At 62.0% G+C, this 22,696-nt stretch carries 27 protein-coding genes and 1 riboswitch; of the genes, 16 read left to right on the top strand and 11 right to left on the bottom strand.

Features of this window, described 5'->3' with window-relative positions; all coding sequences use genetic code 11:
- Positions 1-44 precede the first annotated feature (44 nt).
- The 9 genes from LY631_RS00335 (at position 45) to LY631_RS00295 (ending at position 7,989) form a co-directional block, all read left to right on the top strand.
- Complete coding sequence (locus tag LY631_RS00335; protein WP_445082811.1) at positions 45-299, top strand: NepR family anti-sigma factor; 255 nt, start codon at positions 45-47, stop codon at positions 297-299.
- A gap of 2 nt (positions 300-301) precedes the next feature.
- The gene (locus tag LY631_RS00330) at positions 302-853 is read left to right on the top strand and encodes a sigma-70 family RNA polymerase sigma factor (RefSeq protein ID WP_274423124.1); all 552 of its coding nucleotides are present in this window, start codon (positions 302-304) and stop codon (positions 851-853) included.
- A gap of 130 nt (positions 854-983) precedes the next feature.
- On the top strand, positions 984-1,289 hold the full coding sequence (locus LY631_RS00325) for a DUF883 family protein (protein WP_274423123.1): 306 nt from the start codon (positions 984-986) through the stop codon (positions 1,287-1,289).
- A gap of 8 nt (positions 1,290-1,297) precedes the next feature.
- Positions 1,298-1,750 carry a hypothetical protein gene (locus LY631_RS00320; protein ID WP_274423122.1) on the top strand — a complete coding sequence of 151 codons (453 nt, stop codon included), beginning with the start codon at positions 1,298-1,300 and terminating at the stop codon, positions 1,748-1,750.
- Between the two features lie 36 nt (positions 1,751-1,786).
- The gene (locus LY631_RS00315; protein ID WP_274423121.1) at positions 1,787-1,999 is read left to right on the top strand and encodes a hypothetical protein; all 213 of its coding nucleotides are present in this window, start codon (positions 1,787-1,789) and stop codon (positions 1,997-1,999) included.
- Between the two features lie 241 nt (positions 2,000-2,240).
- Entirely contained in the window at positions 2,241-3,590 is a 1,350-nt protein-coding gene (locus tag LY631_RS00310; protein ID WP_274423120.1) for a PRC-barrel domain-containing protein, read from the top strand.
- Between the two features lie 166 nt (positions 3,591-3,756).
- Positions 3,757-4,689 carry a VOC family protein gene (locus LY631_RS00305; RefSeq protein WP_274423119.1) on the top strand — a complete coding sequence of 311 codons (933 nt, stop codon included), beginning with the start codon at positions 3,757-3,759 and terminating at the stop codon, positions 4,687-4,689.
- Between the two features lie 6 nt (positions 4,690-4,695).
- Positions 4,696-5,301, top strand: a complete 606-nt coding sequence (locus LY631_RS00300) for an alpha/beta hydrolase (protein WP_274423118.1) — start codon at positions 4,696-4,698, stop codon at positions 5,299-5,301.
- Positions 5,302-5,424: 123 nt separating this feature from the next.
- A complete protein-coding gene (locus LY631_RS00295) occupies positions 5,425-7,989 on the top strand; it encodes a TIGR02302 family protein (protein ID WP_445082810.1) in 2,565 nt (854 codons plus the stop codon).
- 12 nt (positions 7,990-8,001) lie between these two features.
- Here the strand turns inward: LY631_RS00295 and LY631_RS00290 are convergent, their stop codons facing one another.
- Both LY631_RS00290 and hpt read right to left on the bottom strand, forming a co-directional pair.
- Positions 8,002-8,367, bottom strand: coding sequence for a response regulator (locus LY631_RS00290; RefSeq protein ID WP_274423116.1), 366 nt, complete (start codon positions 8,365-8,367; stop codon positions 8,002-8,004).
- 49 nt (positions 8,368-8,416) lie between these two features.
- Positions 8,417-8,959, bottom strand: a complete 543-nt coding sequence (hpt, locus tag LY631_RS00285) for a hypoxanthine phosphoribosyltransferase (RefSeq protein WP_274423115.1) — start codon at positions 8,957-8,959, stop codon at positions 8,417-8,419.
- A 389-nt stretch (positions 8,960-9,348) separates the two neighbouring features.
- Between hpt and ftsE the strand changes: the two genes are divergently transcribed.
- The 4 genes from ftsE to LY631_RS00265 all read left to right on the top strand — a co-directional run bounded on the left by ftsE (position 9,349) and on the right by LY631_RS00265 (position 12,670).
- Complete coding sequence (gene ftsE / locus LY631_RS00280; protein WP_274423114.1) at positions 9,349-10,008, top strand: cell division ATP-binding protein FtsE; 660 nt, start codon at positions 9,349-9,351, stop codon at positions 10,006-10,008.
- Positions 10,001-10,969: a cell division protein FtsX gene (locus LY631_RS00275; RefSeq protein WP_274423113.1), complete on the top strand. Its 969-nt coding sequence runs from the start codon at positions 10,001-10,003 to the stop codon at positions 10,967-10,969. The genes ftsE and LY631_RS00275 overlap by 8 nt, the downstream gene beginning before the upstream one ends.
- 114 nt (positions 10,970-11,083) lie before the next feature.
- Positions 11,084-11,773, top strand: a complete 690-nt coding sequence (locus LY631_RS00270; RefSeq protein WP_274423112.1) for a YdcF family protein — start codon at positions 11,084-11,086, stop codon at positions 11,771-11,773.
- 90 nt (positions 11,774-11,863) lie between these two features.
- On the top strand, positions 11,864-12,670 hold the full coding sequence (locus LY631_RS00265) for a lysophospholipid acyltransferase family protein (protein ID WP_274423111.1): 807 nt from the start codon (positions 11,864-11,866) through the stop codon (positions 12,668-12,670).
- Positions 12,671-12,678: 8 nt separating this feature from the next.
- On the opposite strand, the gene LY631_RS00260 is transcribed toward LY631_RS00265, so the two are convergent.
- Entirely contained in the window at positions 12,679-13,194 is a 516-nt protein-coding gene (locus tag LY631_RS00260; RefSeq protein WP_274423110.1) for a gamma-glutamylcyclotransferase, read from the bottom strand.
- 57 nt (positions 13,195-13,251) lie between these two features.
- On the opposite strand from LY631_RS00260, the gene LY631_RS00255 reads away from it, so the two are divergent.
- Entirely contained in the window at positions 13,252-14,226 is a 975-nt protein-coding gene (locus LY631_RS00255) for a DUF2125 domain-containing protein (protein WP_274423109.1), read from the top strand.
- Positions 14,227-14,881: 655 nt separating this feature from the next.
- On the opposite strand, the gene LY631_RS00250 is transcribed toward LY631_RS00255, so the two are convergent.
- Both LY631_RS00250 and hisC read right to left on the bottom strand, forming a co-directional pair.
- Positions 14,882-15,823, bottom strand: coding sequence for a prephenate/arogenate dehydrogenase family protein (locus LY631_RS00250; RefSeq protein ID WP_274423108.1), 942 nt, complete (start codon positions 15,821-15,823; stop codon positions 14,882-14,884).
- A 4-nt stretch (positions 15,824-15,827) separates the two neighbouring features.
- Positions 15,828-16,928: a histidinol-phosphate transaminase gene (gene hisC / locus LY631_RS00245; RefSeq protein ID WP_274423107.1), complete on the bottom strand. Its 1,101-nt coding sequence runs from the start codon at positions 16,926-16,928 to the stop codon at positions 15,828-15,830.
- Between the two features lie 83 nt (positions 16,929-17,011).
- Positions 17,012-17,089: riboswitch (SAM riboswitch) on the top strand.
- Positions 17,090-17,143: 54 nt separating this feature from the next.
- On the opposite strand from hisC, the gene metA reads away from it, so the two are divergent.
- Positions 17,144-18,064 carry a homoserine O-acetyltransferase MetA gene (metA, locus tag LY631_RS00240; RefSeq protein ID WP_274423106.1) on the top strand — a complete coding sequence of 307 codons (921 nt, stop codon included), beginning with the start codon at positions 17,144-17,146 and terminating at the stop codon, positions 18,062-18,064.
- 107 nt (positions 18,065-18,171) lie between these two features.
- On the opposite strand, the gene LY631_RS00235 is transcribed toward metA, so the two are convergent.
- The 5 genes from LY631_RS00235 to LY631_RS00215 form a co-directional block, all read right to left on the bottom strand.
- Complete coding sequence (locus tag LY631_RS00235) at positions 18,172-18,387, bottom strand: hypothetical protein (protein WP_274423105.1); 216 nt, start codon at positions 18,385-18,387, stop codon at positions 18,172-18,174.
- Between the two features lie 140 nt (positions 18,388-18,527).
- The gene (locus LY631_RS00230) at positions 18,528-18,848 is read right to left on the bottom strand and encodes a hypothetical protein (RefSeq protein ID WP_274423104.1); all 321 of its coding nucleotides are present in this window, start codon (positions 18,846-18,848) and stop codon (positions 18,528-18,530) included.
- A complete protein-coding gene (locus LY631_RS00225) occupies positions 18,845-19,000 on the bottom strand; it encodes a MerR family transcriptional regulator (protein WP_274423103.1) in 156 nt (51 codons plus the stop codon). Before LY631_RS00225 ends, LY631_RS00230 begins: the two co-directional genes overlap by 4 nt.
- Before the next feature lie 69 nt (positions 19,001-19,069).
- Positions 19,070-20,137, bottom strand: coding sequence for an NAD(P)H-dependent flavin oxidoreductase (locus tag LY631_RS00220; RefSeq protein WP_274423102.1), 1,068 nt, complete (start codon positions 20,135-20,137; stop codon positions 19,070-19,072).
- Entirely contained in the window at positions 20,127-20,900 is a 774-nt protein-coding gene (locus LY631_RS00215) for a class I SAM-dependent methyltransferase (RefSeq protein WP_274423101.1), read from the bottom strand. The genes LY631_RS00220 and LY631_RS00215 overlap by 11 nt, the downstream gene beginning before the upstream one ends.
- A gap of 106 nt (positions 20,901-21,006) precedes the next feature.
- On the opposite strand from LY631_RS00215, the gene gloB reads away from it, so the two are divergent.
- Entirely contained in the window at positions 21,007-21,774 is a 768-nt protein-coding gene (gene gloB, locus LY631_RS00210; protein WP_274423100.1) for a hydroxyacylglutathione hydrolase, read from the top strand.
- A gap of 10 nt (positions 21,775-21,784) precedes the next feature.
- On the opposite strand, the gene yddG is transcribed toward gloB, so the two are convergent.
- Positions 21,785-22,678 (bottom strand): aromatic amino acid exporter YddG, encoded by an 894-nt coding sequence (yddG, locus tag LY631_RS00205; protein ID WP_274423098.1) that lies wholly within the window; start codon positions 22,676-22,678, stop codon positions 21,785-21,787.
- Positions 22,679-22,696: the final 18 nt, after the last annotated feature.

The following is a 22,696-nucleotide window of genomic DNA, read 5'->3' as shown; positions in this document are numbered from 1 at the left end:
CGTTAAGGTTCGAATTGCGAAATAAAGCAGGCAAAGATGTGACAATGACAAAGGTGCTCAGCGATTTGGAGGACGAAGCCGGTAACAAAGAACAAATGGCACATCGCAATCCGGAGAAAAGGGAAGGGTCGAGAGGCTCCCACCCTGCAGAGCCGATGGGGACGAACTCCGAGATCGCCCGAAAGCTCAAACAGTATTACGACGAGTTGGTTTCCGACGAGGTTCCCGATCGCTTCAGCCAGTTACTAGAGGCGCTCGAACACCAGGAGCCCTCCCGTCCGGATGCAAATGAGGATTGAGTATGTCCAGCGCACAGAGTTTCCGCGACGGCCTTCTGGCTGCGGTGCCGACGCTACGTGCGTTCGCCGTATCCTTGGCGAAGAATACCGATCGTGCGGATGATCTCGTTCAGGAAACGCTGGTCAAAGCATGGGACAAACAGGACAGTTTTCAGCAAGGCACGAATCTGAAAGCGTGGCTGTTCACGATCCTCCGCAACGAGTTCTATTCGCAAATGCGCAAACGCAAGCGAGAGGTGGAAGACAGCGACGGGGCCATCACGGCCCGCCTCTCCGTCCATCCGAGTCAGGACGGATCGTCCGACCTGACCGACTTTCGAAAGGCGTTGGCGCTGCTCCCCGAGGACCAGCGCGAAGCCATCATCCTCATTGGCGCATCCGGCTTTTCCTATGAAGAAGCCGCCGAGATCTGCGGCTGCGCCGTCGGCACGATCAAGAGTCGTGTCAGCCGGGCCCGCAGCCGATTGGCGGATATCCTCGGGATCGAGGGGGAAAATGATTTCGGCCCTGACGCAATCGCCGTCCAGGTGACCAACTCACCCGCCGTCGCGTGATCTGGATCGGCCGCCATCGCTTCGCCCTTGAGGGGTAGAAGCAGGCATTGCACAAAGCTGCTGCGGACCAGCCAGGGAACATCGGCGCCGGTGAAGCGTTCAACTCGCGGAAAACAGTAAGGAGAGGACCATGGCAGCTACCGGCGCAAAGACGACCCGGGAAAATACCAGTGCGCAAACGGATATGCGCGACATGCAGGCGGATATCGAGCAGCTCCGCAAGGATATCGGTCAGCTCTCGGAGCATCTGAAGGAGACCGGCACCCGTTCGATCTCGCGCGCTCGGAAGGCGGCCCAGGAGAGCGCCGAGCAATTTCAGGATTCAGCGACGGAGTTTCAGGACAACCTGACTGAAACCGTGCGGGAGAAGCCGCTTACCGCGCTGGCAATCGCAGCCGGCGTCGGGTACCTGTTCGCAATGATGACCCGCCGCTAGGGGCCGGGATGCTTGCCCGGCTTTTTGCCCTGCTCGCCACCGACGAGGCAGCGGTTGTCAAACGGCGCCTCAAGGCGGCAGTGATCGCATATGCGCTCGTGGGCGCGGCAGCGCTCCTGGCGTTCGTCTTCTTGATCCTTGCGGGATATCTGGCGGCCGCCATCCATTGGGGCGCTATCGAATCGGCCATTGGGTTTGCGGTCGGCTTCCTGCTGCTCGCGCTTCTTGTCTACGTCGCTTACCGGATTCTCGCCGGGGCGCAGCGGCGTGCGCAGCAGCGCAAGCGCGCGGCCGATGCCAGCATGATGGCGGGTGCTTCGGCGATGGCGATGCTTCCAGCCTTGCTCAGCAAGAAAGGCGGCGTGGCAGCGGTGCTCATGGGGCTGGCTGGTATCGCCGGATACGCGGCCTACCGCGAATTCGGACGGAGCGGAGTGGATCCTTCGAAACGCGATGAGTGACTGACCTGACCCGCGTTTGTGCAGGAGAAGGGAATCATGAACGACAAAATGCCCCGGAAGAAAGCGCGTCAGGGACGCGAAGGCTTTCCAATTCTACTGGTTCTCATCGCGAGCCTTGTAATGGCTGGCATCGTTTGGGCCATTGTCGAAATTTACGGCGTCGTCATCGACGAGAATCAGCCTGTTGAAACGGAGCAATCGACCGAGACTCCGGTCGACGGGCCTCAGGGCCTGGAACAGCAGGACTGAGGATGGGGATGCGGAGCCATTCCGCATTCTCCTCTCAATAATCGACGCGCGTGGCCGAGGCGGAAGCACCAAGCCTCAACGCGCACCTCCCCAACGGTGGCTTTCCCCGCCAGCAGAGCCGGACGGGAACCGTTTGAGAGTGTCGGCGTTGTTGAGTGTGATGACCGCACACCCGATCCTCACTGCTAGACTCGGTCGGATGCGCGGCCATGTACAGAAAATTGCACGTGGAGAGCTTAACATGATCCGTAATCTTTTGGCGACCACCGCTATTGCCACTCTCGTAGCAACTGGTGCCGTGGCGCAGACGACGACGGGCGAGGAGCCTGTCCAGAATCAAAACCAGCAACAGGAAATGAGTGTCCGTGCCGAAGGGCATCTGGCTTCCAACCTGATGGGTGAAGCTGTCTACAACGGCACGGGTGATGAAGCCGAAAACATCGGCGACGTCACGGATATGATCATAAACGACGACGGCAATATCGAGGCTATCGTTGTCGGTGTCGGCGGCTTTCTGGGCATCGGCCAGAAAGAGGTCGCTCTCGAATATGATGTCGTTCAGTGGGAAGAGCAGCAAGACGGCGAACGCAGGATTGTCGTAGAAACGACAGCCGACGCGCTGGAAAGCCAGCCTGAATTCGACCGGACAGCGTTCCGGCCTATGCCTGCCGACGCCGATGTTGCCGAGACGACCCCGGCCTCACGGGATGACCTCGCATCCGCGCCGCAGAACCAGGATGGGCAGCAGACGGACCAACAAGCCGATGTCTCGCCGCTCGAAGGTGATCAAGACAGCGAAACCGCTTCGACGGACTCGCAACAGGATGTAGAGGCCGACCAGGACGTCGCCGCTGATCAGGGCACGGATGTCCAGGTCACGGAGCAGACCGCTCAGACGGACGACCAGCAGACCCAGACGGGTGACCAGCAGACGACCGCTCAGACGGACGACCAGCAGACCCAGACGGGTGACCAGCAGACGACCGCTCAGACGGACGACCAGCAGACTCAGACGGGCGACCAGCAGACGACCGCTCAGACGGACGACCAGCAGACGACGGAGGAAACTGGCGACAGGGTCGCTGTTGAGGATACCACTGCCGAGGATGAGCAGACTGCGCAGTCCGACACCGGGACGGCCAATGAAGATCAGGACGTCGATGTCCAGGTCACAGAGCAGACTGCCCAGACGGATGAGCAGGGGCAGAATCAGGATTCGACGGACGAGATGCAGACCGCTGCCGTCGATCAGAGCACGCTGCAGCAGGCACAGCCTGATCAGGTGCGCGCCGAGAATCTCACCGGCACCACCGTCTACGGCTCCAATGAAGAGAGCGTCGGCGAGATCGGCGATGTTATCCTGACGCCCGAAGGTGATGTCGACGCGGTGATCGTCGATGTCGGCGGTTTCCTCGGAATCGGCCAGAAGGAAGTTGCTCTGTCGATCGACAACCTCGCCTTCATGACTGACGAGAACGGTGACCTTTATCTCTACACCCAGTTCACCGAGGAGCAGCTCGACGCACAGCCTGAGTATGACCAGGCGACCTATGCCGAGCAGCGCGACCAGATGCTTCTTCAGTCTGAGTAATCTTAACACGGCCCCGCCAATCGGCGGGGCCGCTGTTTTTCAATTGTTTTTTATTGTTTCATAACTGGAAACGTCGTGTTCGCAAAAGCCTGGTTCCGCTGTTTGTAAATGGATGCTCCAATGACGGGAATGCTGTCCTTCTACCCGTCGTTCTGGAGGAACTCACATGCGTGATACCATCAAAGGCATTCATCACATCACCTCCTTGGCCAAGGATGCCGCGGCCACCGATGGCTTCTTCACACGGGTGCTTGGTTTGCGCCGGGTCAAGAAGACCGTCAATTTCGACGCACCGGATGTTTATCACCTATATTACGCCGATCGCGTCGGCCGTCCCGGCACGGTGATGACCTATTTCCCGTTTCCGAATATTGCGGCCCGTGGTCGCGGCGCCGGCGAAGTTCGCACCGTCGTTTTCTCGGTCCCCGTGGGTAGCCTGGCATTCTGGGAGAAGCACCTCGCGGCAAACACCGTCAGCGGCGTGCGCCGAGCCTCTACGTTCGGTGAAGAGCGGCTTTTTTTCCAGGGGATCAATGATGACGATTTCGCCCTGGCCGAGGTTGCGGGAGACGAGCGTGAGCCGTGGCACGGTGCAGGTATTCCGGCGAAGCATGCCATCCGCGGCTTCCATTGTGCGACAATGACGCTCCGGGATGTTGCACCCACACGCGCGCTGCTCGAGATGATGGGTTTTTCCGTTTCCGGTGAGGAGAATGGAGCCGTGCGCATGCGCCATGCAGGCGGCAATGGCGCGGATATTGTCGAACTGGAGACCAGCAGCGGTGGTGCCCCGGCCCGACAGGGTGCCGGTTCGGTGCATCACATCGCCTTTGCCGTCGAGAACGCTGAAGCGCAGCTTTCGGTACGCGAGGCGCTCGTCGGGGAAGGCTATTCGGTGACCCCGGTCATCGACCGCGACTATTTTCTCTCGATTTATTTTCGCTCACCTGGCGGTGTCCTCTTTGAAATCGCTACCAACGAGCCAGGATTTGCGCGTGACGAGGACATCGATAATCTGGGTGCAGCTCTGAAGCTGCCTCGCCAGCACGCGCATCTGCAGGAGCATCTGGAAAACCACCTGCCTCCGCTCGACGGATGACGCAAGATGGGCGTCGATACCTATCATCATCAAGCGATCCCGGCGGCGACCGGCGCCCCCCTGCTATTCTTGTTTCACGGTACCGGTGGGGACGAGATGCAACTCCTGCCGATAGCGCATTCGGTTCTGCCCGATGCGGGGGTCGTGGCGCCCCGCGGGGACGTGGAGGAACATGGCGCCAATCGCTTCTTCCGGCGCCATGACGAAGGTATCTACGACATGGAGGATCTTGCGCGCGCGACGGACAAGATGAGCGATTTCGTCCGCGCCCATATTGCCGAGCAAAGACCTGAGAAAGTTGTCGGGCTCGGCTATTCAAACGGGGCCAACATCCTCGCAAGCGTGGTTTTCGCTGATCCGACGCTGTTCGAGACCGTGGTGCTGATGCATCCGCTCATTCCCTTCAAGCCGCAAATCGGCGGCACGGAGTTCCGTACGCGCGTCTTGGTGACTGCCGGGCGGGAAGATCCGATCTGTCCGCCGAGCACGACGCAGCGGCTTATGTCCTATCTGAAGGGCGCCGGCGCCCGCGCCGAGCTTCTATGGCACCATGGCGGCCACGAATTGCGCCCGGAGGAGGTCAATGCCGCGGCACGTTTCTTGGCCGAATAGCCCGGATCACGAGAATTTTTTCTTACATGCCTCGTCATTGCCGTGTTCAATGCTATTTTAGAATGCAGTGACCATTGATTTGGTTATCTACGCCACAGCGCGTAAGCTCGTTTTGGGAACGCAATGGCGGAAAATCGTCTCAGGACTCGATTGATGCAGGGGCCTATCGCCGCTCTCGGGCGAACGCGCGCGGTGGTGCGCGTTGCCATGGTGGTGGAGCGTCTGTGGCCGCTGGTCCTTCCCCTCGTCATTATCGTAAGCCTGTTCCTCAGCTTTGCCTGGCTGGGCGTCTTCCGCGTTCTGCCCGACTGGGGCCGCCTCGGGCTTCTGGGGCTTCTCGGCGCATCGGCTCTTGCCAGCCTGTGGCCGCTCAGGCATTTCCGCATGCCGCATCCAGCGGAAATCGACCGGCGCATCGAAGTCACGAACCGGCTGGAACACGCCCCGGTATCCGTCCAGTCAGACAGGCTGGCGGCGGGGGCCGATAGCAGTTTTGCGAGTGCGCTCTGGCGCGAACACCAGAAACGCATGTCGGAGCGTCTCTCGCGTCTTCACGGGGACCTGCCTCAAACGCGGGTGCCGCAACGCGACCCCTGGGGCTTCCGGGCTTTTGCCGCACTGCTCCTTGTCACAGCGCTGGCTTACTCCACCGGCCCTTATGGCGGCCGGATCCTCGATGCCTTTCAACCGCCTGCGGGCGAGGAGGCGGCGCCGGCACGCATCGACGCCTGGGTGACGCCACCCGCCTATACCGGCCGTGCACCGATATTCCTGACGGCCGATTCCAATCGAACACGACAGGCCTTCACGGTACCGCAAAACAGCACGATGGCGGTGCGTGTCAGTAGCGGTTCGGGAGCGGAAACGCTCAGCTTCATCGACGTGGAAGGCGATGAGCACGCGATCGCGCCGGAGGAGGGTTCTGAATCCGAGGCCGCGGCTGGCGGTGCCCAACGCTTTGCGCATGTGCTGTCGGCAGACGGCATTGTCAGGCTCTCGAACGACGGACATGAGATCGGCGACTGGCAATTCATGGTCACCCCCGATATGCCGCCGCAGATCCGGTTTTCGGAGGAGCCGGCGCGCGCTACGAACGGGGCTCTGGAACTGTCCTACGAGATCGAGGACGACTATGGTGTTGAGGGTGCGGAAGCGCATTTCGCCTTGGCCGACCCCGCGCCTGATGCTCGGCCGCTTTACGAGGCTCCCGAGATGCCGCTTTCTCTGCCCCGCCGGGATAGTGAGAATGGCGCCTCGAAGACCACGCGTGACCTTTCCGAGCATCCGTGGGCGGGTGCGGAGATCGGATTGACCCTTTCTGCCACGGATGCGGCCGGCCAGACTGCTGAAAGCGGGACGAAGATTCTTGAGCTTCCTCAGCGGATGTTCACAAATCCGCTCGCCCGCGCTGTGATCGAGCAGCGGCGGGAGTTGGCGCTCGATGCCCGTCAGCAGGACCGGGTGGTCGATCTGATGAATGCCATCCTCCTGTGGCCGGAAGAGACGTTCGACAATACGACCCATTATCTCCTTCTTTCTTCGGCGCGTGCGCGGCTCGCCATGGCACAGTCGGACGATGCTTTGCGTGGTGTCGTCGACGATCTTTGGGAAATCGCGCTCATGATTGAAGAGGGCGCCATGAGCGATGCCGAACAGCGCTTGAGCCAAGCGAGGGAAGCGTTACGGCAGGCGCTCGAGGAAGGCGCTACGGAGGAAGAAATTCAGCGTCTTATGGATGAGCTCCGTGCGGCCATGCAGGAGTTCCTGCGCGAGTTTGCCGAACGCGCGATGCAGAACCAGGATTTCGCGGAGAGCCCCGACGGCGAGATGATGAACTCAAGCGATCTCGAGGAAATGCTCGATCGCCTTGAAGATCTCGCCCGTTCCGGTGCTCGCGAGGAGGCGCAGGATCTCCTCTCTCAGTTGGAAAACATGATGAACAATCTGCAGGCTGCCCGTCCCCAGCAGGGACAGGGTGGCGAGCAGTCACAGATGCGCCAGCAGATGGATGAGCTTGGAAACATCATGCGCCGGCAACAGGAGCTGATGAACGAGACCTTCCGGCTGGACCAGGGAGAGCAAGGCCAAAACGGGCAACAAGGCCAGCAGCAGGGGCAACAGGGGCAGCCGGGACAGCAGCCTGGCCAGGGACAATCCGGCCAGGGGCAGAATGGTCAGGGCATGTCGCCGCAGGAGCTGGCGGAGGCCCTGCAGGAGTTGCAGCAAGGCCAGGGTGATCTGCAGCAGCAACTCGAGGGCTTGGCGGAGAATCTGGAGAATTTCGGCATCAGCCCGGGCGAAGGTTTCGGCGAAGCCGGCGAGGCCATGGGTCAGGCCGAGGGCGCGCTTGGAGAGGGCGAGGGCGACCGGGCCGTCGGTGAGCAGGGTCGGGCGCTCGAGGCATTGCGGCGCGGCGCGCAGGATATGATGAACCAGATGCAGCAGGCCATGCGCGGTCAGCAGGGTGAGGGCCAGCAAGGCGCGCGCCAAGACGGTTTCGGGCGCGATCCGCTCGGCCGGCCGCGTTCGTCTACCGGGCCGGACTTCGGAGATTCGGTCGACGTTCCCGATGAATTGGACACACAGCGTGCGCGTGAAATCCTGGACGCCATCCGGCGCCGCCTCGGCGATGCGCTAAGTCCCGAGGTGGAACGACAATATCTCGAGCGCCTGCTCGATATGCAGTGAGTGGCGCTAATATCAGGCTGCGAGGACCTCGCCGATTCGTTGCCGGATTTCGGCCAGTGTAAACGGCTTGTTAACCACGCCGGAAACCGTTCCTTCCATTTCGGCCGCGCGCTCGCGTTGATCGGCGAAGCCGGTCATGAGGAGAAGCCGCAGCGCGGGATAGGCGCTTGCCGCCTCACGCGCCATGTCGATGCCGTCCATGGCCGGCATGCGGATATCCGATAGCACGAGGTCGTAGCCGCCCTCGGCTTCCTTTATTTTCTCAAGCCCCTCGAGCCCGTCCTCCGCGGTCTCGACCGCGTGGCCGGCGGCTGCCAGCGCGCGGGCGGTGAATGAACGGACCGAAAGGTCATCTTCGACGATCAGGAGTTTAGCCATGGGGCCATTCTCATCATCAAATGTTACGGTTCGCTGAATACGGGAACAATTATGCGTCGCCTTTGACCACGCCGACAAAAGGCAATTCGCGGAACGCGTGGGCGACATCCATACCGTAGCCGACAACGAAATAGTCGGGACATTCGAACCCGACGTGGTCAGCCTCGACGCTCGCCTGGCGGCGCGAGTGTTTGTCGAGCAGAACGGCGACGGAGACCGAGTTCGCCCCGCGGGAAAGCATCAAATCGCGGGTGAATTTCAGCGTCTTGCCCGACTCGAGAATGTCATCGATCAACAGGATGTCGCGGCCGTTTACGTCATTGTCGATGTCGCGCAGCACTTTCACGTCGCCGCTCACCGTCCCGGCGCCGTAGCTGGAGACCATCATGAACTCCACCTCGGGCGAAATGCCCGCGTCGTGCATCGCGCGGATAAGGTCGGCTGCGAAGATGAAGGAGCCCTTGAGAATGGAGACGACCAGAAGGTCGCGGTAATCGCGTGCGGCAATCTCCTTGGCCAGTTCCAGGTTCCGCTGTGCAATGGCGGAGGCGGAGTAGAGGACCTCGATTTCCTTTCCGCGAACGACTGGCATTGCTCGATAAGCTCCTGGTTTCATTAAATCCGCACGGATGCACTTATCCTTAGAAGCCGCGCAAAGCGTAAAGAAGGTGCGGGGCTTGCCTCTATCGCGCGAGGGGTCCGTTGTCCCCAGAAAATAGTGCACCGAGGCTCGCTCCGCACGGGGCAATCGGTTTTTGATCCCGCCCGAAGCCGCTCGCCGGCAAATGCGACATCGGAAAGCCACCATTTTCCGCGAGACTGACCCAAGATAAAACGAGGTTGGTTGATGCTTGTCCATTTTGTCGCTGCAGTTCCCATGTTAACGACGCATTAACCATCGCCTCCAAAGGTCGTGTCAGCGCTCGTGGAGCGCGTGTCAGTCGTTTGCTCCTGGATTTCTTGCACGCAGGTCGTCAAATCGTGATCCGCTTTGAAAATGTTGGACTTCGTTATGGAATGGGACCGGAGGTGCTCCGCGACGTGTCCTTTTCCCTGCCGGAGCAGTCTTTTCAGTTTCTGAGCGGTCCTTCCGGCACGGGCAAGACGACGCTGCTTCGCCTTCTTTTCATGTCGCTGAAGCCAACGCGCGGCCTTATCACCGTCTTTGGAAAGGACCGTTCGCGGATCACGCAGGACGAATTGCCGCTCCTGCGCCGCCGCATTGGGGTCGTGTTTCAGGATTTCCGGCTGCTCGACCACCTGACGACCTATGAGAATGTTGCGCTGCCCCTGCGCGTGCGCGGACGGGAAGAGGCCACATACCGAAACGATGTCGTCGAGCTTCTCAAGTGGGTCGGGCTCGGCGAGCGAATGCATGTGCTGCCGCCCGTGCTTTCAGGCGGTGAAAAACAGCGTGCGGCGATTGCCCGCGCGCTGGTGGAGCAGCCGAGCGTCCTCTTGGCGGACGAGCCGACCGGTAACGTGGATCCACAGCTTGCGCGCAGGCTTCTGCGCCTTTTCATCGAGCTCAACCGCATGGGGACGGCTGTCGTGATCGCGACCCATGACATCGGCCTGATGGACCAGGTGGATGCGCGGCGCATGGTCCTGTCGGGCGGGAGGCTGGAAATCTATGACTAGCGCAGGGCTGGCCAGGAGTTTCGGCGCAAAGCTCCGCCGCCGCGCGGCGCGTGTTTCGGTCCGCGGGCAAAAGCCGATCGTGCCGCCCGACAGCATTGCCGGGCGGGCAATGATCCTTGTCATCGCCATCATGACCTTTCTCTCATGCCTGACGCTCGGCGCGGTTACGCTGGTGCGCGACACCGCCGCTACATGGCAGACGCAAATCGCGCGTGAAGCCACCATTCAGATCAAACCGGCAGACGGCCTGGATATGGAAGCGGCACTGGCCGATGCCCGGCGCATCGCGGTCGGCTATAGCGGCGTGCGCAGCGCAACGATCGTGGGCCGTGAGGCGACGGCCCGGTTGCTCGAGCCCTGGCTGGGCGCCGGTCTCGATATCGATGCGCTGCCGGTGCCCCGGCTCGTCGTCGTCACGATCGATCCGGCGGAGCGGCCCGATTTCGCGGCCATGCGGGCCGAACTGGGCGAGGAGGTACCCAATGCCGTGCTCGACGATCATCGCACCTGGGTCGACCGGCTGGTGGCCATGGCCAACACCACGGTGACCATCGGAGTGGGCGTTCTGGCGCTGATGCTTTCGGCAACCGGCCTGACGGTGATCTTCGCCACGCGCGGCGCCATGGCCGGCAACGGGCATGTGATCGAGGTCCTGCATTTCGTCGGCGCGGAGGCGCACTTCATCGCGCGTGAGTTCCGACGGCATTTCCTTCTGGCCGGAGCACGCGGGGCAACGGTCGGCGGAATTGCGGCCGTCATCGTGTTCGTGCTCTTTTCCTGGTGGTCATCGCGCAACGTCGCCACGCCGGAGGGTGACCAGGCCGCCGCTCTTTTCGGCAATTTCTCGATCGGTCTCTCGGGGTATCTCGGGGTGTTTCTCGTGGTGATCATCGTTGCGGTGCTGACAGCCGCGACATCGCACTTTACTGTTACGAATCACCTGAAGCGGATCGAGAATTAGGTGGACTCTGCGAGGCCAGGCTTCACGCCAGTGCATCGGAATGCAACAGTTTGTGCATAGATCGTCGGTTTACGTCTGTTCATAATCGCGATTGCATATTAACCAAAGGGTTTGATGAGCAGTAACGCAACCACCACGACCACGAGCCTTAGAACAGCTCGTTTCTTTCCGTCAGGCTGGAGCTTGCGCGCCGGCGTTTTCGCGGCCGTTCTGGTGGTAGGGGCTTATCTCGCTGGGTTCTTCGCCTTTGCCAATCACGTGGCGCAGCTCAGCGCGCCGTCATTGCTGCAACCGGCGGATGGAATCGTGGTGCTGACCGGCGGGCAATCGCGCATGGATGTCGGTCTCGACCTGCTCAAGGCAGGCAAAGGCAAACGGCTGCTCATCAGCGGTGTAAATCCGGTGGCCCGGCGGGACGACCTTCTCCTGGCAACAGGGAGCGACCAGAGCCTCTTCAGTTGCTGTGTGGATATCGATCGGGTCGCGCTCGACACGATCGGCAATGCGCAGGAAAGCGCCAAATGGGTCAGCGCCAACACATACGCCAGCATCATCGTGGTAACCAACAACTATCATATTCCGCGCACGCTTCTCGAAATGCGGCGCATCCTGCCCAATGCCGGGTTGCAGCCCTATCCGGTCGTCAATGCACCTCTGCATGACAGCGCATGGCTGTCCGATCCCGACGCGGTGCGCGTTCTTTTCACCGAGTACACAAAGTATCTCGCGGCCGTCGCGCGCCACCTCCTGCCGATGAAGGAAGCGCCTGAAACGCTCACCTCTGCCGCGGTCGCCAAAGGGTAATACCTTCTTCCTTCTCATCAAGTCTTTGCCTGAAGCCCCGCATCGGGTAACGACGAAGCGATGCGCCCATACGCTTCGAACCGGAACACCATGCTCGTTATCCGCTCTCTGGCTTTCAACACGGCTTTTTACGCCAATCTCATCCTCCAGATGATCCTCTGGACGCCGCTCTATTTTCTCCTCCCGCGTAAGCGGGCATGGTTCGTTCCAAAAGTTTGGGCCTCTTCAAGCCTTTGGCTTCACAGCGTTCTGGCCGGCACTCGGGCGGAGGTCACCGGGCTGGAAAATCTGCCCGAGGGGCCGTGCATAATCGCCCCAAAACATCAGTCTCTCTGGGACACGATCGCCTTCCTGCCGTGGATTCCCGACGCGCTCTACATTCTCAAGCGTGAGTTGATGTGGATACCGCTATTCGGCTGGTATGTCGCGAAGATGCGCATGGTGCCAATTGATCGAGGCAGCCGCTCAAAGGCGCTCAGGCAGGCGGTGAATCGCAGCCGCGAGCTCATGAGGGATGGCCGGCAGCTCATTATCTACCCTGAGGGAACACGCCGCCCGCCCGGCGCGGAGCCGGCCTATAAATATGGAATCGTCGAGCTTTACACGCAGCTGAACGTGCCCGTCGTGCCGATTGCGCATGTGGCGGGGCTTTACTGGCCGCGACGCAAATTCCTGCGCCATCCGGGCACGATCCGCGCGCACTTCCTGCCGCCTATCGAGCCGGGCCTGCCCAAGGAGATTTTCCAGAAACGCCTCATAAGCGAGACGGAAGCAGCCTGCGACGAGCTTTTGATCGATGCGGCGACTGGTCCCAATCCGCCGCCTTTGCCCGACACGGCCAGACGCAGGCTTGCTGAGCTTGGCGTCAAAACTTACGACGAGGCGGTGACGAACTGACCTGCCGCTTACACGATCTGCGCCGCCACCGCTTCCAGCCAGTGGTCGCGGATGCCGAGCGCTTTCAGGTGCTCGACCGTATTGAGGACGTAGTCCTCGTTCGGTCCGGACTGGCCGATGGCGCCGGAGATGCGCTGTGCTGCATGTTCGGCATCCAGGCTTCCGGCATATTGCTGGTGGGAACGGTCGACGACATAGGTCAAGGCCTCAACCATGGTCCCATCATCCAGCCGGACCGGCACACGCCGCTCCTTGTAGACGTGAGTCACCAGCTCTCGCTCGCGCAGATAGGCGGTGACCTCGTCCGAAAGTTCAGCCGGCACGGAGAAGGCCAGGCCCAGGCAAGAGCCGCCTCTGTCGAGTCCCAGCACGAGGCCGGGGCGGTCCGGTGTACCGCGATGCACATGGGAGTGCACGCAAAGCGCTCTGCGATAGCCGAAAACGCGCGCCTTTCGCGTTTCAACATGGGCAAAACCGGGTCGCCACATCAGCGAGCCATAGCCAAAGACCCAAAAATTGTCCATTTCTCACAAACCAGTGCATTTGCCCGACGGAGCCAATGCGCGTAGCGGGAGGACCACATGGCGTCAAGCACCCGGAACGGATCGCGGTTTACCCGCCGTATCTTGTGGCTGGCGGCGGGGATCACCATCCTCGTGCTGGCATACACTCTCACGTGGTATTATCTGGCGCAGGCGCTGGAGCAGCGTGCCGCCGCCGCGGTCGAGGATCTCAACGGCAATGGCGTGCGTGCGCACTGCGAGGAAGCGCAGGCGCAAGGCTATCCGTTCCGGATCGGGATCGCCTGCCGCAGTGTGTTCTACGAGAACTCCGGCAAGGGGTTGTCGGTGCGTGCCGGCGCAATGCGCTCGCTTGCAAATGTCTATCAGCCCTTCACGGTCTTCAGCGAGTTCACTGATCCGGCGGATATCACCCTTCCCGTCTTCCACCCATTCAAGGCTCAATGGAAAAACCTGCAGGCAAGCACGCGGCTTTCCGATCCCTTCCCGGAGCAGATTTCCGTCGAAGGCGAGGGAGTTGTCGTCAGTGATAATCGTGACCGTGGACTCGGCGAAGTCGAATCATTGCAGCTTCACGTCCGTCAGCGGGGGGCGGATGCAGACCTCGCGATCAGCTTCCGAGAGTTCCTTTTCAACCCGGAGATTGCGACGGTTCCCGCGCTCGAGGGACGGGCGCAGGCGATTGTCGAAAACGGTGTCGCGCTGCTTGAAACCGGCGCGCTCGCTCCACGAGACCAGTCGGCGGTAATCGAGGAGATGGTCGTGGGGGTTGTCGGCGAGGAGACGGAGGTCAGCCTGTCGGGTCCGGTCTCCGTCGACGAAAGCGGGTTGATCGATGCGGAATTGACAATCCGTTTCACCGATGCGGCCACCGTGGCGCGCATTCTCGCGGATGCCGTTCCCGAAGCGCGCGGCCAGATCGCGAGTGCTGCCACTGTTTTGGGCAATCTTGATAACACGCCAATACAGCTCAAGATCGTCCGCGGCCGCGTCTTCCTCGGCTTCATTCCGCTGGGGCAGATCCCGGCAATCTGAAGCGATGCCTCTGGCGCGCGTGAGTAGGCTTCTGGAACACCACCACCTCGCGGGGGTGAACGTGCAGCCTCTCAGACTTATTTCTCGCCTGCCAACTCACCTAGACGCCCAACCACTTGTCAGCAGGTGTCAGCAGGCCGTTTTCTTTTCTCTGGGAATTTTATCCCCGCCCGCTCAGCCGCTCTTATTCTGCATGCATCGCCCTCACGGGAACCGGGTCCGGACCGGGGATCAGGGAGGGCGGCGGCAGCCTCCCCCTGCAGGGATCCGGTACCTGGAGGCATGTGAGGGCCCGCAACAGGCCGGCGGCGCCGGGGTGCTGGGTGACAGACAGCATCGCCGGAAAAACCGGGCACCGGGTGAGAGACGGTGCCGGGCAGCCGCGGAGAAGCCGCTAGGGCTTCTTCTTCGGCCCGGCCAAGACCACCCCCTAATTGGGTGCAGCCGGGAAGGAGAGAGAAGCCCGAGTGACCGGCCAACCGCGGGACAGCGGCCGGCGGGGCGCGTGGAACGCGCCACTTAAATTAATAGAGAGGCACGGACCACGCGCCCCGTTTCCCGATCTTTGAATGGCCAGACGGTGAAAAAGCCGGGCGTGGCGGCGATGACGCGCGCCTCCCCTCCTTCCGAGGGGAGGGAGCAGCCCGCCGCGGAATCAGTGCTCCTGTTTTTCCGGATGGCTCAGGACATGGCGGCCGAAATCCGGTACGTCGATTTCCTGGCCGGCCTCGATGATCGAGCGGCGGACGGCGCGCGTGCGGGTGAAAAGATCGAACAGTTTTTCACCGTCGCCCCAGCGTACCGCGCGCTGCAAGGCCGAGAGGTCTTCGGAAAACCGTGCCAGCATTTCCAGGATGGCGTCGCGATTGTGCAAGCACACGTCGCGCCACATGGTCGGATCGGACGCGGCCAGCCGTGTAAAATCGCGAAAACCCGAGGCCGAATATTTGATGACCTCGGATTTGGTGACCGTTTCCAAGTCGTCGGCCGTGCCGACGATGTTGTAGGCGATGATGTGCGGCAGGTGTGAGACGATGGCGAGCACCATATCGTGATGCTCGGGATCCATCGTGTCGACACGCGAGCCGCAGCGCTCCCAAAAGCGGGTCAGTTTCGCGAGCGCGTCCTCGTCCGTTTCGGCAAGTGGCGTCAGAATGCACCACCGCCCCTCGAAAAGATCGGCAAAGCCCGCGTCAGGGCCGGAGTGCTCCGTTCCCGCGATAGGATGACCGGGAATGAAGTGGACATGGCTCGGCATGTGCGGCGCCATTTGCCCGATCACCGACCCCTTCGTGGAGCCGACATCCGTCACGATTGCGCCCGGCTTGAGCGCGCCGGCGATTTCGGCGGCGACGGCTTCGGATGCGCCGACCGGCACGGAGACGATGACGAGATCGGCGTCGGTCACCGCCTCCGCGGCATCGTCGTAATAGCTGTCGCCCAGGCCGAGCGTGCGTGCGCGGGCCAGCGTTTCCGCACGCCGCGTGGTGATCGCGACGGTGCGGGCAAGGGTTTCGCGGCGGATGACGCGCGCAAGCGAGGAGCCGATCAGGCCGATGCCGACGAGGGCGATCTTTTCAAAGAGAGGTTTGGGCACGGATTCAGTTACTCATGAATTCGGAAAGGGCCGCGACAACGCCACGATTGGCTTCCTCGAGCCCCACGCTCATGCGCAGCGCATTCGGAAAGCCGTAGGCGGTGACGCGGCGCAAGACGAAGCCCCGCGATAAGAGGAAATCATCGGCCTTCTCGGCTGTCTTGCCGCCGTTGTCCGGAAAATGGATCAGCACGAAATTGCCGATGCTGGGCGTCACGCGCAGACCGATTTTGGTCAGTTCCTTCGAGAGCCAGACGCGCCAGGTCTCGTTGAAGCTCGCGGCCTGTTCCACATGGGCGCGGTCGCGAATCGCCGCTGCGCCGGCGGCCACGGCGAGCGCGTTGACGTTGAACGGCCCGCGCACGCGGTTCACCGCCTCGATCACGTGGGCGGGCGCATACATCCAGCCGATGCGCAGTCCCGCGAGCCCGTAGATCTTGGAAAAGGTGCGCGCCATGACCACGTTGTCGGAGGGGGAAACAAGCTCGATTCCGGCCTCGTAGTCGTTACGGCGCACATATTCGGCATACGCCGCGTCGAGAACAAGGAGCACGTGCTTTGGTAGCCCGGCCTGGAGCCGGCGGACTTCGTCGACGGGCAGATAGGTCCCCGTCGGATTGTTCGGATTGGCCAGAAACACCATCTTTGTCCGCTCGCTCACGGCGGCCAGGATCGCGTCGACGTCCGCGCGCTCGTCTTTTTCTTTCACGACCACGGGCGTTGCGCCGGCGGCGAGTGTCTGGATGCGGTAGACCAGAAAGCCGTGCTCGGTGAAAATCGCCTCGTCGCCCCGCGCCAGATAAGTCTGCGCCAGGAGACCGAGCGCCTCGTCGGAGCCGTTGGAGCACAGGATGTTCGACGGGTTAAGGCCGTGCACTTCCGCGATCGCCTCGCGCAGCTTGGTGGCGGCGCCGTCCGGATAGTGCTCCAGATGAGCGCGGGCGGCCTCCATTGCGTCGAGAGCGGCCGGCGAGGGGCCAAGTGGCGTCTCGTTGGAGGAGAGCTTCCAGACCTTGGCGGCACCCGGCGCGGTCTCCCGACCGGGAACATAGGCGGCAATATCCATCACTCCAGTTTTCGGCTGCGGGCGTTCAATCGCGCTCATTGTCGGCTTCCTTCGTTGCGGTCCGATGCTCTAGCCCATCAACCGCGTTGACGCAAAGGGTCAGGACGCTTAAATAAGGGAACCGTTGATACCGTGGTGATTTGGCCGGTCGGCTTGCAGCCACGTAAAAGAAGTCGCTAAAAGGCCGCGAGATGAAAGTCTTCTGAGCCGGCCGCGATTTCGCAGCCGGTTTTTTGTTTTTGGAGCCTTCCGTCATGCCGATAAAGATTCCCGATCAGCTTCCCGCCCGTGATGTTCTCGTGCGCGAGGGTGTGTCCGTCATGGACGAGCGGACGGCGATGCGTCAGGATATCCGGCCGATGCAGATCGGGCTCCTGAACCTTATGCCGAACAAGAGCCGCACGGAGACGCAGATCGCCCGTCTGATCGGCACCACGCCTCTTCAGGTAGAGCTGACGCTGGTGCGCGTCGGCAGTCACAAGGCCAAGAATACCTCCGAGGATCACCTCATCGCCTTCTACCAGACGTGGGAAGAGGTGGCGGACCGGAAGTTCGACGGGTTTATCATCACCGGTGCGCCCGTGGAGCTTCTACCATTCGAGGAAGTGACCTACTGGGAGGAACTGACGCGAATCTTCGAGTGGACGACCACCAACGTCCATTCCTCATTTTTCATCTGCTGGGGCGCCATGGCGGCTGCCCGGCATTTCCACGGGATTCCGACACACACGTTGGAGAAGAAGGCCTTCGGCGTCTTCCGTCATCGTAACAACGAGCCTGCCTCGCCCTATCTTGCCGGCTTCTCGGACGATTTCGCCATTCCGGTCTCGCGCTGGACGGAGATTCGCACCGAGGACATTCCCGCTGATTCAGGCCTCAAGGTGCTGATGGAATCGGAGGCGACTGGCCCCTGTCTGTTCACGGAGGCGACCGGCAACCGGCTCTACATGCTCAACCACATCGAATATGACTCCACCTCGCTCAAGGAAGAGTATGAGCGCGACAGAGCCGCCGGCGCGCCGGTCGAGGTGCCGCACGAATACTTCCCCGAAAACGATCCGGCCCGCCGGCCCCTCAACCGCTGGCGCTCGCACGCCCATCTGCTGTTCGGCAACTGGATCAATCAGGTCTATCAGACCACACCCTACGACATCGACAAGATCGGCCAGTCGTGAGCCGCTCGGCACGCTCTTCGTGCTGTCCCTCGAGGGGCTTCAGCCCGCCCCGTCACCTAAGGTGCCTCGCGTGGCGTCGGTAAGAGCGCCACGCGAGGCTTTTCCGTTCAGGGCATTTGTTCTGCCGGCGCACGACGCGGCTTGGCCAATACCAAGATCGCGATGAACAGCAACACGGCGCCTTGCACGGCAACGAACGTGCCGGCCACCGCGAAGGCGATAGGCAGCATGCCGGCGCCGGCGATCCCGGTCAGGATGCGAGTGGCGATTCCCCATTCGAGGCTGCTCACCAGCCCCGTGAGAATGGAGGCGGCGGCAAACATGGCCGTTGCCGGAAGGAGGACCGCCAGCCTGCCGTGCCGTGCCGGTCGGACAGGAAGCCGAAAAACGGCGCCAAAGCGCCAGGGGAAGGGAATAGGCGGTGATGAAAAGCGTGATGCGCTCGGGCATCACGCCGAGATCGTCACCGATGGGCGTTAGAATCGGCCCCAGCAGGAACTCGTCCGCGCCCAGCAGAAACGCGATGAGGAAGAGACACAGAGGTTGAATGGCTTTCATTGTGAAGGTCGCTCGCTTTGCTTTGGTCAGCAAGGGATGCCTTCAATGATGTCAGCCGCTCGACGACCGCCTTTCGCCGTTCGCCGAGTTCCGTCAGAAGCTTGTCGATCTGCTGGAGCTTGTGTTCCAGCCCGGCCACGGCCCCTTCGCAGGGACCGCTGTTGGCGTCTTCCAGGCAGGGCACAATGGCGAGGATCTCCCGCGTTGAATAGCCGGTCGCGATCATGTCGCGAACGCGCTTGCCCGGCGCAGGTCGGCGGCTGCGTAGCGGCGATAGCGGTTCTGGTCGCGGGCGGGATGCAGAAGACCTTGCACCTCGTAGTGGCGCAGGGTTCTTGCGCTTATGCCCAGTTCTTTCGCGGCTTCATTGATATGCATCGTGCATCCCTTTCGAACGCGCTTCTAGCGGGTTGACACTAGCGTCAATGTCAACAGGCCGAACAGGCATTATCTGCCGAGCAGGACCTGAGCCTCTTCAGCCAGTTCTCGCGTCAGGTGGGCAGCCGGCATCGGTCTTGCCAAGGGAGCCGCTTGCCCGGCCCACAGCGGCGAGAAATCGCCTGACCCCATTCCTTCCGCCGCCTTGCGCAGGGGCATGACCGCTGCCGTGGCGAGCGGAAACGCGGGCGCGTCCGCGCTGACCGGCCCGACCTCGCGCACGATCCGGTTGATGAGGCCGCGTGCGGGCCGGCCGGTAAAAACATTCGTCAACACCGTCCGGTCGTCTCGCGCGTTTGTCAGCGCTTCACGGTGGGCTGGCCCGGTCAGTGCTTCCGGGCTTTGCAGATAAGCCGTGCCGATCTGAACGGCGGCCGCGCCGAGCATGAAAGCGGCGGCGATGCCGCGCGCATCGCAAATGCCGCCGGCGGCGATCACGGGCACCTCGACCGCATCCACCACCTGCGGCACCAGCGCCATGGTGCCGGGTTGCGTGGAGAAATCCTCTTCGAGAAAAATGCCACGGTGACCCCCCGCTTCCGCGCCTTGGGCGATGATCGCGTCGCACCCGTGCTCGGCCAGCCAGCGCGCTTCGGCAACGGTCGTCGCGGAGGCGATCACCTTCGCGCCGGTTGCCCGGACGCGCTCAAGAAGACTTTCTTTGGGAAGGCCGAAGTGAAAGCTGACGATTTCGGGACGCTGCTCCTCGACGATTTCGCACGTTTCCTCGTTGAAAGGGTTTCGCCCGACTCCGGCGGGTATGGCGCCGGAATCGATGCTGTACTCGGCATAATAGGATGAAAGGCGGTTGCGCCAGGCTTCCTCTCGCGCGGCATCCGGCTTTGGAGGCCTGTGGCAGAAAAAGTTAAGATTGAGCGGGCCGTTGGTGCGCTGGCGGATGATCCCGACCTCCGTGCGGATCTGTTCGGGGCTCAGCATGGCGCAAGGCAGCGCCCCGAGCCCGCCGGCTTCGCTCACCGCAATTGCAAGCTCCGCGCCGCCGGAGCCCGCCATCGGTGCCAGCAGGATTGGCTGCTCGATGTCGAAAAGGTCCAGTATTCGCCGATCATGCCACATGACACTCCCCTTCTCCAAGATGACAGCTACGCCCCAGCCTCGTCGCACCCTGCGGGGCGAGTGCCGGCACGAGAACGCGCCGGGACCGGCGGGCAAGCGCGGGTATCCCCTGTTGCAACCGCTTTTCCGCCTCGACGACCAGAACACCGGCGAAAAGCGGCCAGAAGCGGCGACCGCCGCTTTCCAGAAAATTGTGGAATCGCATGATCCAGCGTCGTCGCGCCGGCGGAAAATGCAGCGAATCCGCCCAGGCTCCCGGCGTGAAGTTAGCGCTGCGCAGAAGCTCGGTCAGCTGCGAGCGGGAGTACGGGCGCCCGGTCCCGAAGGGCGTGTGCTCGAAACGCGCCCACAGGCCGCGCCGATTGGGCACGACGAGGACGAGCCGCCCGCCGGGTGCCAGGACGCGCCAGATTTCAAGCAGCATCTGATCGGGATTTTCCGCATGCTCCAATGCGTGAACCAGAAGCACGCGGTCTACCGACGAATCCGGCAGCGGCAGCTCGTCTTCCATCACGAGTGCCGTCGCGGAAGGCTTGCCCACCGGCCAGCGCACCGCACCCTGGCGCGCCGGCATGAAAGCGAACACCCTTTCGGCATCGGCACCGAAGCGTTCAAGCCAGGGAACGGCATAACCGAAGCCCACCAGACGCTCCTGCGGAAGCTTGGTCCAGAGCGAGGAGAGGGCCATGGCGATAGACCGCTCCGCCAGGCGGCCCAGAAGGCTGGCATAAAAGCTTCTGAAGTCGACGATGTCCGCGTTCATAGCGAAACGGTAGGCGTGGTTTCTGCTAACTGCAAGACGGCAAATGCCCGGTGACAAAGTGCATTGTCGGTCCTATCGTTGCATGTGCTTGCATTGGAGGTTGTGAATGCCGCTGGAAATCGAACAGTTCATGTGCCGGAACGACAATTTCGGCGTTCTCGCCCGCGATACGGAGACCGGCGAAGTGGCTCTGATCGACGCCCCGGAGGAACGGCCCATTCTGGAGGCGATCGAACGAACGGGCTGGACTCCCGCGGCGATCCTGACGACGCATCGACACGGCGATCATGTGGAGGCCAATCTGGCGCTGAAGAAACGCTTTGGCCTGACGATCTTCGGTCCCGAAAAGGAGGCTGACAAAATTCCAGGCATCGATCGCACTCTCAAGGAGGGCGATACGGTCCGTATCGGTCGACAGGAAGGCCGCGTGATCGAGACACCCGGCCATACGGTCGGCCATATTTCATATCACTTCCCCCAGTCGGGTATCGCCTTTACTGCCGACACGCTCTTTGCGCTCGGCTGTGGGCGCCTTTTCGAATGCAAACCGCCGGTGATGCTCGAGTCCTTGAAAAAGCTCGCGGCACTGCCGCTGGAGACGGTCATCTATTGCGGACACGAATACACGCAGGCCAACGCGCGATTCGCCCTGACCATCGATCCAACCAACTCGGCGCTCAAGGAAAGGGCAGCGAGGATCGACGGTCTGCGCAGTGAGGGCAGGCCGACACTCCCCACGACCTTGGCCGACGAGATGGCCACCAATCCCTTCCTGCGCTGGCATGACCCGGTGATCCGCGGCAATCTCGGCATGGAGGATGCGTCGGACCAGGCGGTCTTTGCAGAAATCCGCAAGCGCAAGGATTTGGCCTGACGGTTGCCGGTCAGGCGGCGGCGTCGCCGGACACGGCCGGTGGCTTTTGCCGGCGCAGCATGTTTTTCGCGGCGAGCGCAGCGCCGCCGGTGATCAGGATGCACGCGGCGAGAATGTTCGTCGTCGGCTCTGCCCGTCCCGCGGCAATGAGGATCAGGGTGGACAGCAGCGGCGCTGCATAGCTCGCCGCTCCAAGGACCTGAATGTTGCCGTGCTTTACTCCATAATCCCAAACATAGAACGCTGCGCCGACGGGGAAGAGGCCGAGGCCGAGAATGGCAATCCATTCGCCCGCGTTTGCGGGCCAGACGGTCTGTTCAAGGGCCAGATGGCACAGGGCTGAGAGAAGCGCCGCCGCGGCACAGAACCATGTAACGGTGCTGGTCGGGACGGCCTGGAAGCGGCGTGACAGCAGGGAATAGCTGGACCAGAAGAGGGCGCATCCGCCCGCCGAGACGTATCCCAGTGTGTAGCGGCCGTCGAAGCTGAGGCCACCGCCCTTGGAAATGATGAGAAAGGTGCCGGCCAGGCCGCACAGCGCACCTGCCACGTGGTGCCAGCCGAGCTTCTCACCCGGCATCAGGGCCGAGCCGAGCACGATTAGCAGCGGCCAGAGATAGGCAATCAAACTCGCCTCCACCGCCGGCGCGTTGCGCAGCGCGGTGAAATAAAGGAGGTGATAGCCGAAAAGGCCGATAATGCCCACGACCCAAGCCATCAGCGGTACTGGTTTTCTGGAGCGGGTGGGAGTCACAAGCCGAGCAGCCAAGCCCACCAGGGTGCCGATCGTAAAGGCAATGGCGGAAAGCTGGAAGGGCGGCACGTTTCCGGAGGCATCGGTGAAGAGGGCCAGAAGCGCCCACATGGCTACGGCAGAAAAGCCGATCAAGGTCGCGCGTGCCATTTGCTTTCCGCTGATTCC

Source organism: Chelativorans sp. YIM 93263, assembly GCF_028767125.1.
Classification (GTDB): Bacteria; Pseudomonadota; Alphaproteobacteria; order Rhizobiales; family Rhizobiaceae; genus Chelativorans.
The sequence above is the reverse complement of the archived record's forward strand: the minus strand, read 5'-3'. Positions and strand labels throughout refer to the sequence as shown.